This window comes from Actinophytocola sp. (assembly GCF_036002505.1).
Lineage (GTDB): Bacteria > Actinomycetota > Actinomycetes > Mycobacteriales > Pseudonocardiaceae > DASYTH01.
In genome coordinates this window covers 1-11,076 of record NZ_DASYTH010000479.1, presented here as the reverse complement: position 1 = coordinate 11,076, position 11,076 = coordinate 1, and the positions used below count along the sequence as shown (strand labels likewise).

Sequence of the window (11,076 nt, the reverse complement as noted above, 5' to 3'; positions counted from 1 at the left end):
TCTACCGAGACCACCGGCGCGCCCATGGTGTCGGACAGGGTCAGCCGGTTGTTTGACCAGTGTGCGCGCACGGTTGTCGAGCCGGAGGTGTGCACGGCGATTCCGGTCCAGGAGAACGGAAGCACGGTCTCCTGGGTCGTGAACACCAAGGGGTGCAGGGCCGCGTCGAGCAGTGCCGGGTGGACGGCGAACCGGCTGGCCTCGTCGACCAGGTCATCCGGCAGCGCGACCTCCGCGTACACGTCCTCGTCAGCCGTCCAGGCCGCGAGCACGCCGCGGAACGCCGGGCCGTACCGGTAACCCCGCTCGGCCAGCCGCGCGTACAGCTCGTCCGGGTCGAGCGGTAGCGCGCCAGCCGGCGGCCACTCGTCGAGCGCGCCCGGCACGGTGTCCACAGTGGACATGAGTCCGGTCGCGTGGCGGGTCCAGGGCTCCTCGCCGCGGCGGGCGTGGATGGCGATGGTCCGGTGGCCGGTACCGTCCGGCGGGTCGACGGTGAGCTGGAGCCGAACGGTCGCGCGGTCCGGAACCTCCAGCGGGGCTTCGAGGGTCAGCTCGTCGATCCGGGTGCAGCCGGCGCGGCTGGCTGCTTCAATCGCCAGCTCGACGAACACCGTGCCGGGCACCAGGACCGTGCCGGCGATCTCGTGGTCGGCGAGCCAGGGCTGGGCGGACCGGGACAGCGACCCGGTGAGCAGCAGGCCACCGGTGCCGGCCACGCTCACCTTGGCGTCCAGCAGCGGATGCTCCGCGCGGCCCGGGTTGATCCAGAACCGCCTGCGCCGGAACGGCCGAACCGTCTCCAGTGGACGGCCGGCCGCGGCCGGCTCCGGGCTGGCCTCTTCGATGATCACGTGGGCGTTGGTGCCGGAGATGCCGAAGGAGGAGACCCCGGCCCGGCGCGGGGTGCCGGTGGCCGGCCAGGGCCGGGCCTCGGTGAGGAGGGACACCGAGCCGCTGGACCAGTCCACGTGTGGGGTCGGCTCCTCGGCGTGCAGCGTCCGAGGCAGGACTTCGCGGTGCAAGGCCATGATCATCTTGACCACGCCGCCGGCGCCGGCCGCGGCCTGGGCGTGGCCCAGGTTGGATTTCAGCGAGCCGAGCCATAGCGGCCGGTCCCGGTCGCGGCCGTACGTGGCCAGGATGGCGTTCGCCTCGACCGGGTCGCCGAGCGTGGTGCCGGTGCCGTGCGCCTCCACCGCGTCGATGTCCGAAGTAGACAGCCCGGCGTCGGCGAGGGCCGCCCGGATCACGCGTTCCTGCGCCGGCCCGCTCGGCGCGGTCAGGCCGTTGCTGGCGCCGTCCTGGTTGATCGCGCTACCGCGCAGCAGCGCGAGCACCCGGTGCCCGTTGCGCCGCGCGTCGGAGAGCCCTTCGAGGAGCAGCAGCCCGGCGCCCTCGGCCCAGGCCGTGCCGTCCGCGCCCGCGCCGAACGCCTTGCACCGCCCGTCCGCGGCCAGCCCGCGCTGCCGGCTGAACTCGACGAACATGCCCGGCGTCGACATCACGGTCACCCCGCCGGCCAGCGCCAGCGCGCACTCGCCGGTGCGCAGCGCGGACACCGCCAGGTGCAGCGCCACCAGTGAGGACGAGCACGCGGTGTCCACGGTGACCGCCGGGCCGGCGAGCCCGAGCATGTAGGCCAACCGTCCCGACGCGACGCTCACCGAGCCGCCGGTCAGCAGGTAGCCCTCGGCGCCGCGGGCCGGTTCGTGCAGCCGCGGCCCGTAGTCCTGCGCCGTCGCCCCGACGTACACGCCGGTCTGGCTGCCGCGCAACGAGTCCGGCCGCAGCCCGGCGTGCTCCACGGCCTCCCACGCGATCTCCAGCAGCAGCCGCTGCTGCGGATCCATGGCTGCCGCCTCACGCGGGTTGATTCCGAAGAACTCCGGGTCGAACCGGTCCACGCCGGCCAGGAAACCGCCCCGGGTCACGGAGGTCCGGAGCGCGTCGAGGTCCCAGCCGCGGTCGGCCGGGAAGTCCCCGGTCGCGTCCACTCCGTCGGCCACCAGCCGCCACAGGTCCTCCGGCGACGCCACCCCGCCGGGGTACCGGCACGCCATGCCCACCACGGCGATCGGCTCGTGCTCCGGCCGCGCCGCCGGCGGTGCCGAATGGTCCCTCGCGCCGCCGAACAGCTCGTTCCGCAGGTGCGCGGCCAGCGCGGCCGGCGTGGGCGCCTGGTAGACCAAGGCCGGCGGCAACGACAGTCCACATGAGACGGACAGGCGCTGCTCCAGCTCCGTCGACAGCGCGGAGTCGAAACCCAGGTCGGACAGGGCACGGTCAGCGTCCACAGCGCAGTCGTGACCCAGTACCCCGGCCACTGTGGTTCGGACCAGGTCGAGCAGCACCCGTTGCTGCTCCTCGGAGTCGAGAACAGCGAGCCGGCTCCGGAGCTCGGCCTCGACCACCTCTGGAATGGCGGCATGGTCCAGCCAGAAGTGCTTGCGCTGGAACGGATACGTGGGCAGATCGACCTTGGCCGCGCCAGCGAACACGGCCTCCCAGTCGACTCGGTGGCCCGCGACGTGCCGGGCGGCGAGCTCGGTCAGCGCACTGGCCTGTGCCGTACCTGCCGCCGGCTCTCCGTTGATCACCCGGCGCAGCGCGGCATCTGCCTCATCGCGGTCCGCCGCGAGAACGGCGACACGGTGAGACATCGCTGCCCGGGTTGTGGCCAGCGAGTAGCCGACATCGGCCAGGCTGATGTCTGGCCGCTCGGCCAGGAACCTGCGCAGCCGCGCCGCCGCGTCGCGCACCGCGGCGGCGCTCCGGCCCGAAAGCACGAGCGGCACAACGGGAAGCTCGACGTGACCCCCAGGCACGTCGAGCTCCCCGCTGGTCAGCACCACGTGGCAGTTCGTGCCGCCCATCCCGAACGAGCTCACCCCGGCCAGCAGCGGCCCGTCCGGCCACGGCCCCAGTTCACACTGCACCCGGATGTGCGAAGGGACCGCCGGGCTCGGCCGCTCGAAGTTCAGGCTCGGCGGCAGCATCCGGTGCCGCACCGACAGCGCCGCCTTGAGCAGCCCGACGATGCCCGCCGCGCCCTCCAGGTGCCCCACGTTGGTCTTCGCCGACCCCACCAGGAGATCCGCGCCGAACACCGCGCCCAGCGCCGCCGCCTCGACCGGATCCCCCACCGCTGTACCGGTTCCGTGCAGCTCCACGTACCGCACGTCCGCCGCGTCGACCCCCGCCCGGGCGTGCGCCAGCCGGATGACGTCGCGCTGCGCCTGCTCGCTGGGCGTGGTCAACCCGCCGGTGGCGCCGTCGTTGTTCACCGCGCTGCCGAGGATCACGCAGTACACCCGGTCCCCGTCCGCGACCGCCGCCGGCAACGGTTTCAGCACCACCGCGCCGCCGCCCTCACCGCGCACGTACCCGTTGGCCCGGGCGTCGAAGGTGTGGCACCGGCCGTCCGGCGAGAGCCCGCCGAACCGGGCGGCGGCGACCGCGCTCTCCTTGAGAATGTTGAGGTTCACCCCGCCGGCGACGGCGAGCGTGGCCTCCCCGCGGTGCAGGCTCTGCGCGGCCAGGTGCACGGCCACCAGCGACGAGGACTGGGCGGCGTCCACGGTGAGGCTCGGCCCGTGCAGGCCCAGCGCGTGGGACACCCGGTTGGCGATGACGCCGCGGCTCAGCCCGGTCAGCGTGTGCGGGGTGACGACCCCGCCGCGCGCCAGCAGCGCGGCGTAGTCGTCGGCGGTGGCTCCGACGAACACGCCGGTGCGGGTGCCGCGCAGGGTGGTGGGATCGAGCCGGGCGTCCTCCAGCGCCTCCCAGGCCAGCTCCAGCATGAGCCGCTGCTGCGGGTCCATCGCCCGGGCCACCCGCGGCGGGATGCCGAAGAACTCCGCGTCGAACTCGCCGATGCGATCGAGGAACGCGCCGAACCGCACGCCGGGCGGGTCGTCCGCGGCCGGAGCAAAACGACTCGCCGGGGTCGCGGTGACGGCGCTCCTTCCGTCCCGGAGCAGGCGCCAGAACTCCGCCGGGCTCGCCGCCGACGGCAGGCGGCAGGACAGCCCGACGACCGCGACCGGTTCGGGTGGCACGCCACCACGGTTCGCCGGGTGGCTAAAGCGGCCCTAATCCTGGGCTTGCACCAACGGCAAGACGATCGCGTCGACGACCGTGTGCAGGTAGGTGTCCGAGACCGGGGCGCGCTCGGTGATCGCCTGGTGCACCAGCAGCGCGGGACCGACCCGGGCGATCATCGGGGTGACCGCGCCGGGACGCACCTCGCCGCGCGCGGCGGCGGCCCGCAGCACCTCGAGAATGAGGTCGGCGCACGGCGCGACCACCTGCTCGGTGACCATGTCGCGGACCAGCCCGCGCTGGCAGCCGGCCTCCGCGGAGACGATCTGGAACGCGGTGCCGTGGGTGGACAGGAACGCGTCCTGGATGCAGCGCAGCGATGCCAGCACGTCCGCCCGCAGTTCGCCGGTGAGCTCGATGTCCCGCGGCGACGGCAGCGCCTCCCGCAGCGCGTCCCGGACCAGCTCGTCCTTGCCGGCCCAGCGCCGGTACAGGGCCGCCTTGCCGGTGCGGGCGGTGGCGGCCACCCCGTCCATGGTCAAATTGTGGTAGCCGACGGTCTGCAGCTGCATGAAGACGGCGGCGAAGATGGCCTGGCGCAAGGCGTCGCCGCGGCGGCGCACGGTGCCCGGGACGGGCGCGGCGGTCACCGCGCCACCGGTATCCTGACAGTGAACATCCGTGTTCCCTCCGCTCGCCGCCATGCTACCGTGCGGCCCGGTTAACACCGTGTTGATCTGTGGACGGTAGGTGTACGTAGTTTCGCTGATGTGATCATCAGCCGCCCCCTGGAAGACTTCTTGGCAGGCCGATAACGGCAAACGTGAAGTGGCAAGGGGGAGCCTAGCCTCTATGCGATACGAAGTGCTCGGACCGCTCTGCATCGTCGACGACCACGGCACCAGCGCGTTCATCAGCGCCCGCAAGATGGAGATCCTGCTTGCCGCGCTGCTGATCCGCAACGGGCAGGTGCTCACCGCGCCGCAGATCATCACCGAGATCTGGGGGGAGAACAACCCGCGGCGGGCCAACGCCGCGCTCTACGTCTACATTTCCCAGCTCCGCAAGTTCCTGCACCGCCCGGACCACCAGAGCCCGATCGTCACCCGGCCGCTGGGCTACCTGCTGCGGACCGGAGACGACGTGCTGGATCTGCACGAGTTCCAGGCCCTGGTGGTCAAGGGCCGCGACCACACCAAGGCCCGGCGGCACGCCGCCGCCGCGGACGCGTTCGGCGCCGCGCTCGAGTTGTGGCGCGGACCGGCGCTCGGCGATCTGCGCGGCGACGGGCCGATCATCAACGGGTTCACCACGTGGATCGGCGAGGCCCGGCTCGAATGCGTGGAGATGCACATCGACGCCCGGCTCGCGCTCGGCCAACACCGCGAGCTGGTCAGCCGGCTTTACGGGCTGGTGACCGACCACCCGCTGCGCGAGTCGTTCTACCGCCAGCTGATGCTCGCGCTGTACCGCTCCGAGCGGCAGGCCGACGCGCTGTCGGTCTACCAGTCGGCGCGCCGGATCCTCAACGAGGAGCTCGGACTCGAGCCCTGCCGCAGCCTCCGCGACCTGCATCAGGCGATCCTCCTCGGCGACGAGACGCTGGACGTGCCGCTCGGTCCGTTCTCCGCGGTGTCCTAAAACCCCGTCGCCTCGCAGGCTCGGCGACGGGGCAGTGTTCATGTTTCGCTCCGCAAGCTCCGCGGCAGTGTTCATGTTTCGCTCCGCAAGCTCCGCGAAAGTCGCCGGCGCAGCCGGACCGCGCCGAGCAGGGTGCCCAGCAGGATCCCGGGAATGGGCTTTCCACCGGTCGACCGCACGATCGAGCTGGTGATCCAGAGCTTTGTCTCCAGCACGTGCCCGGGCGCGGCGTGCACGTCGTCCTGCTCGGCCAGCCGCAGGTCGCGCACGTGCGTGCGGAGCAGGGCGGGGTCCCCGGGCGGGATGATCTCGTCCCGGCCGCTGGCCAGGTAGCACACCGGGATGTCCAGCGCGGCAAGCTGTTCGGCGGTCAGCGCCCAGTCGCGCAGGGCGTCGAACAGCTCCCCGGGCGCGGCCCTGGTCAGGTGCGCGAGGGTGTCCCGGGTGACCCGGGGCAGCCGGCGGTGCCAGTCCGCGTCGGTGAAGAACTCCGCCACCGGCGCGCCGACCGTGACGATCCCGGTGATCCGCCGGTCGTCCAGCGCCGCACGCAGGGCCAGGTGACCGCTGAAGCTCATGGCCAGTGCGGTGGTCCGGGCGGTGTCCGCGCGCTCGCCCACCGCGTCGATCACCGCGGAGATCATCCGGGCGCTCTTCGCGTCGTAGCGCAGGGTGTTCTCACCGGTGCCGGGCATCTCGGTGACCACCCCGGCGAGGCCCAGCCGCCGCGCGGCCAGCAGCACCGGCGCCCACTGCTCCTTGATGCTCACGATCCCGCCCAGCACCAGCAGCAGCGGCCGGCCCTCGCCCAGACCGGTTGCCCAGCACCGGATCCGGCCGCCGTCCAGCTCGACGTCGAGCCGTTCGATGCCGCCCCGGGCCTGCCGCCACCGGTCGAACTCCTCGACCGCTTTGCGCAGCGCCGTGGCCCGCGCGTCGCCGTCCACGAACGGGAACCGCGCCATCGTGTAGAACCGGGCCGCCGCCAGCGGATCGTCCGTGCGGGCGGCCGCCTCGGCCGACCAGGCCGCCGTCCACGACCCCGGGCCGCCGTCCCGGTCGTGCTCGATCCCGTTTAGAACCCGTTGGTACGTGGCAGGATCCAGGTTCTGTGCGCGGGCGTGCACGAGCACGAACCGCTTCAGCTCCTCGACGTCGTTCACGGCGCCGCCACTTTCTGTCCTATCGGAACAATACTGTCTACAAAGGACTCCAGCGCGTGCCGGACCTCGGTGAGGACATCGGCCGCCTCGGCGCCGTCGATCACCCGGTGGTCGAAGGTCAGCGACAGGCGCAGCACCGGGGCGATCACGATGGCGTCGCCGCGCACCACCGCCCGGCGCACGATCCGGCCGACGCCGAACGTGGTCGTGGTGCCGCCGACGGAGTAGAAGCCGTCCACCGCGCGATGTCCGAGCGAGGTGACCGAGAACGTGCCGAGCACCGCGGCCCGGGTGCGCAGCGGGCGCACCACCCGGCGGAACGCCAGCCGCCCCAGCGGCCAGCCCAGCTTGTGCAGCGCCCGCACCCCGGCGAACTCCGGCATCGTGTCCGGGTCACCGTCCCGGAAGTGCTCCACCTGGCGCTGGATCTCCGCCAGGCTCGCCTCGTGCAGGTCCGGCAGCACCGCGGCGAGCACCACCCGCTCGCCGCCGATCCGCTTGTCCAGCGCCAGTTTCCCGTTGACACCGTCGAACCCGGCGACCCGCCGCCCGCGCACGGCGGCGTTGGCCCGCGGGTGGTGGGCCAGCACCCGGGCCGCGGTGTGCAGCACGTAGCTCACCACCGAGTACTGCCGGCCGGCCTCCCGGTGGGCGAGCACCGCGCTCATGTCGACCTCGGTGTCCAGGAACACCGGCGACATCGCCCGGATCTCCGCCAGAAAATGCAGCGTGTGCCGCCGCTGCCGGGCCAGGGGAGCGCTGCTTGCACTGGTCGCTTCCGCTCGGCCGCTCATGGTGTCGGCTTCCCTCGTGCGCTGCTCGGTCGCTCGTTCCTCGCTCCCTGCGCTGCTCCTCGGTCCAGCCGACACCGCGGCCTCGCTCTCGCTCCTACTCATGGTTCACCGCCAGCGCGTAGATGTGGTGCAGGCTGGGCGCTTCCAGCACGTCCGGCATGGGCAGCGGCCGCCCGGTGGCGCGCTCGACGGCCACCAGCAACGTGAGCAGGTGCACCGAGTCCCACCCGGGCAGGTCGTCCAGGGTGACGCCGGCGTCGTCCACCGTAACCGGCAGCCCGACCTCGTCCCGCACCAGCGAGACGAACTCCTCCAGGCTGTTCACCGGCCCGCCCCGAGCAGCACGATCAGCTCGATGTGCCGGGGCGGCGCGGGAATCGCGGCCAGGTCGTGCCGGAACACCTGCAGATCGTCCACTTGGGACACCCGGATGAACCCGTTCATCGGGTAGAAGTCCGCCACCTTCCCGTTCTTGGTGCTCGGCCGGTAGCCGCCGAGCACGTCCTGAACACCCGACGCGCCGGCGTGCCGGAGCACCGCCGACAGGCAGGCCTGCTCGATGCCGCGGGCGAACACCCGGCAGCTCAACAGGAAGTTCTCCAGCCGCACACTGTCTCCCTCGCGCCGCAGGAAGATCGCGCCGACCAGTCCGTTGTCGCCGAACCGGTCGGCGGCGTGGATGCCCAGCACGGTGGCGTCCGGGTCGGCCAGCAGCCGCTGCACGTCCGGCTGCTGCAGCCGCACCGTGGTCAGGTTGAACTGGTTGGTGCGCAACGTGAGCTGCGAGATCCGGGGCACGTCGGCGGGGACCGCCCGGCACAGCCGGACCCGCACGCCCAGCTCGTCCAGGTAGCCGTCCAGCGAGCCGAAGCTGCGCAGGAAGTCCTTGCGTACCAGCTCTTCCCGGTAGCGCACGGTCCGGGTGAGGTCCTCCGCAGTGACGTCGCGGCTGTCGAACCAGGCGTCCCGCAGCAGCGCGCCGGGGTGGGCCGCCGGTTCGCCGTCGAGGGCCACCACCGCCACCTCGGGCAGCTCGCTGCGCACCAGCCCGCACTCGAACGGGCTGTCGTCGACGAACACCAGGCTGTCCACGCCGATGTTGAGGTCCGCGGCCAGCCCCACCAGGTTGTCGTGCTTGGGCCGCCAGTTGGCGATCACCCGCACCAGGTCATTCTCGCGCAGCGTCATCCCGGGGTGCTCGCGCAGCGCCTGGCGAACCAGGTCGAGATCGTTCTTGCTGACCACGGCCACCAGCACGCCCTGCGCGGCCAGCTGCTTGACCACCTTCTGGAACGCGCGGAACGCCTCGCCGCGGTAGGTGCCGGCCACCTCGATGCCGTCGATCCCGTCCTCGCCGAGCACCCCGCCCCAGGCCGTCCCGTCCAGGTCCAGCACCAGGCACTTCTTGGTGCGGCCGGTGATCTGCCGGGCCAGGTGCCCCAGCTCGCGGGCGTAGCGGGCGAGCAGCTCACCGGACAGGTGCGCCTTGACGTAGACGCTGGCGCGCGGGTCGCACAGCGGGATCGGTTCGGTCAGCAGCGGGTCGAGGTCCAGCACCACCAGCCACGGGCGGGTGTCCATCAGGCGCAGCAGCCGGGCGTTGGTCTCCCGCCAGGCCGCGCCGAGGGCCGCCCGGGAGCGCCGGTCGACGAGCTGTGCGCACAGCTCGTGCGGCAGCGGGATCGTGTTGAACACCAGCACCGCGTCGCCCGCTTCGCCGTAGCGGTCGGCCAGCTGCTCCAGCAGCGCCAGCTTCTCCTCGAGCACCCGCACCGCGTCCTCGTGCCGCCACGGCGTGGGCAGCTCGTCGGCGATCACCGCGGGGTCCAGCACGCAGGCCACCAGGTCGGCCCGCTGCGCGTAGAGGTCGCTGCCCGGCTCGGCCAGCGCCGAGACGTAGCTGTCGAAGTCGGCCAGGTACGGGCGGAGCAGCAACCCGTGCCGGGCCAGTTCCGCGGTCAGCGGCGCGACCAGCGCGTGCAGCGTGCCGTGCCCGGTGATGGCGATCTTGACCGGGGACACCGCGGGATGCGCGGAGATCACCTCGTCCTGGTCGAGCCAGGTGAGCAGCTGCCCGGCGCGGACCAGCGCGTCGCCGGAGAGCTCCCCGACCAGCCGGCGCACCCGCGGGTACTCGCGGGCCAGGGTGCCCTCCCGGGCCAGCGCGAGTAACTCCCCGTCCGGCGCCGGGCGTAAGTCGTTGGTGGTCATACCTTCTCCAGCGCGAAGCCGGCCTTGATCCACTTACTGGACTCGACCGCGATGCCCAGCGCCCGGTCGCCGGTGGTCATCTCGGCCAGCGCCCGCTCCAGTTGCAGGAACGGCAGCGCGTTCCCGGTGTTGCCGGTCTGGCGCACGCAGGTGATCTCCTCGGCCGCGGGCAGGTTCAGCCCGGCCACGATGCGGGCGGTCATCGTGCCGGACAGCTGCGGCGGCAGCAGGTAGTCCACGTCGACGGCGGACCAGCCGAGGTCGTCCAGCAGCTCCTTGAGGATCTCGGCGGCCAGCAGCGGAACCGACTCCTCGACCGCCTTGTAGTCCTCGGTGACCGCGGGCCGCCCGGGGTGCCGGTCGGCCCGGCCGTACCACTCGACCACCTGGCCGGGCGGGCGGCCGCGGCCGGTGAGCCGGTTCAGCACCCGGCGCAGCGCCACCGTGTCCCGGGCCGGCCGCGAGGTCAGCACGACCGCGCCCGCGCCGTCGCCGAACAGCACCACGTTCACCAGCTCGGCGGGGGACAGCCGGGTCAGGTCCGCGCCGAGGTCGAAGTGCTTGGCGCAGCTGTCGCCGCCGATCACCAGCGCGGTCCGCGCGTCGCCCGAGGTGAGCAGGGACCGGGCCACGTCGAGCGCCTGGACCGCGCCGGCGCAGCCGGACTGCAGCTGATAGGTCGGCACGCCGTCGATGCCGAGCCGGTCGGCGATCACGTTCACGGTGGCCGGCATGAGCGCGTCCGGCGTCGCGGTGGCCAGCACCATGAGGTCGATCTCCGCGGCGTCCAGGCCGCCGCGCTCCAGCGCCCGGCGGGCCGCGGTCTCGCCGAGGTCGGCGAGCGAGCTGGTGATCTCGCCGCTGTCCAGGTCCACGGCGAGGTGGCGGGTGTGGGTGCCGATGAAGACGTTCACCCACGTCTCCCAGGTGGCGTCCATGTGGAACCGCCGGGCCAGCGCCGCGTTGCCGACCGGCGGGCCGGGCAATGCCGACCCCGCCGACAGGATGCGGATGTCCGTGGTGTCCATGGGCGGTCCCCTGTCGCTGACTGCCCTCATCGTGTGGACGCCGGCTAAAGTTGTTCTAACTTCAAGCTTTCCCGGCGCATGCAAATTGTCCAATTCGGATGCGAAGGCTTTCCCGGATCGGACGCGGAAACACCTGTATAAACCGGGGAACGCCGGGTTGGCCAACCGCGTATGGTTAAGGTGTGATCGGCGTCC

The 11,076-nt window shown here is 72.4% G+C and carries 8 protein-coding genes; 1 reads left to right on the top strand and 7 read right to left on the bottom strand.

What is annotated here, in order from left to right; all coding sequences use genetic code 11:
• Positions 1–4,061, bottom strand: a 4,061-nt coding sequence (locus tag VGR06_RS42270) for a beta-ketoacyl synthase N-terminal-like domain-containing protein (protein ID WP_327564895.1), incomplete at its 3' end; no start/stop codon positions are given.
• 33 nt (positions 4,062–4,094) lie between these two features.
• Entirely contained in the window at positions 4,095–4,694 is a 600-nt protein-coding gene (locus tag VGR06_RS42265) for a TetR/AcrR family transcriptional regulator (protein WP_327564894.1), read from the bottom strand.
• Between the two features lie 202 nt (positions 4,695–4,896).
• On the opposite strand from VGR06_RS42265, the gene VGR06_RS42260 reads away from it, so the two are divergent.
• Positions 4,897–5,685, top strand: coding sequence for an AfsR/SARP family transcriptional regulator (locus VGR06_RS42260; RefSeq protein ID WP_327564893.1), 789 nt, complete (start codon positions 4,897–4,899; stop codon positions 5,683–5,685).
• Positions 5,686–5,756: 71 nt separating this feature from the next.
• Here the strand turns inward: VGR06_RS42260 and VGR06_RS42255 are convergent, their stop codons facing one another.
• The 5 genes from VGR06_RS42255 to VGR06_RS42235 all read right to left on the bottom strand — a co-directional run bounded on the left by VGR06_RS42255 (position 5,757) and on the right by VGR06_RS42235 (position 10,881).
• The gene (locus VGR06_RS42255; protein WP_327564892.1) at positions 5,757–6,848 is read right to left on the bottom strand and encodes an alpha/beta hydrolase; all 1,092 of its coding nucleotides are present in this window, start codon (positions 6,846–6,848) and stop codon (positions 5,757–5,759) included.
• Positions 6,845–7,642 carry a 2-oxo acid dehydrogenase subunit E2 gene (locus VGR06_RS42250; RefSeq protein ID WP_327564891.1) on the bottom strand — a complete coding sequence of 266 codons (798 nt, stop codon included), beginning with the start codon at positions 7,640–7,642 and terminating at the stop codon, positions 6,845–6,847. Before VGR06_RS42250 ends, VGR06_RS42255 begins: the two co-directional genes overlap by 4 nt.
• 94 nt (positions 7,643–7,736) lie before the next feature.
• Positions 7,737–7,967, bottom strand: coding sequence for an acyl carrier protein (locus VGR06_RS42245; RefSeq protein ID WP_327564890.1), 231 nt, complete (start codon positions 7,965–7,967; stop codon positions 7,737–7,739).
• Positions 7,964–9,853, bottom strand: coding sequence for an HAD-IIIC family phosphatase (locus VGR06_RS42240; RefSeq protein ID WP_327564889.1), 1,890 nt, complete (start codon positions 9,851–9,853; stop codon positions 7,964–7,966). The genes VGR06_RS42245 and VGR06_RS42240 overlap by 4 nt, the downstream gene beginning before the upstream one ends.
• On the bottom strand, positions 9,850–10,881 hold the full coding sequence (locus VGR06_RS42235) for a 3-oxoacyl-ACP synthase III family protein (protein ID WP_327564888.1): 1,032 nt from the start codon (positions 10,879–10,881) through the stop codon (positions 9,850–9,852). The genes VGR06_RS42240 and VGR06_RS42235 overlap by 4 nt, the downstream gene beginning before the upstream one ends.
• Positions 10,882–11,076 lie beyond the last annotated feature (195 nt).

Bases quoted from the DNA above. Each gene is read 5' to 3' on its own strand.
- VGR06_RS42250 (WP_327564891.1), bottom strand. From the start codon at position 7,642: ATGAGCGGCCGAGCGGAAGCGACCAGTGCAAGCAGCGCTCCCCTGGCC.
- VGR06_RS42260 (WP_327564893.1), top strand. From the start codon at position 4,897: ATGCGATACGAAGTGCTCGGACCGCTCTGCATCGTCGACGACCACGGC.
- VGR06_RS42240 (WP_327564889.1), bottom strand. From the start codon at position 9,853: ATGACCACCAACGACTTACGCCCGGCGCCGGACGGGGAGTTACTCGCG.
- VGR06_RS42235 (WP_327564888.1), bottom strand. From the start codon at position 10,881: ATGGACACCACGGACATCCGCATCCTGTCGGCGGGGTCGGCATTGCCC.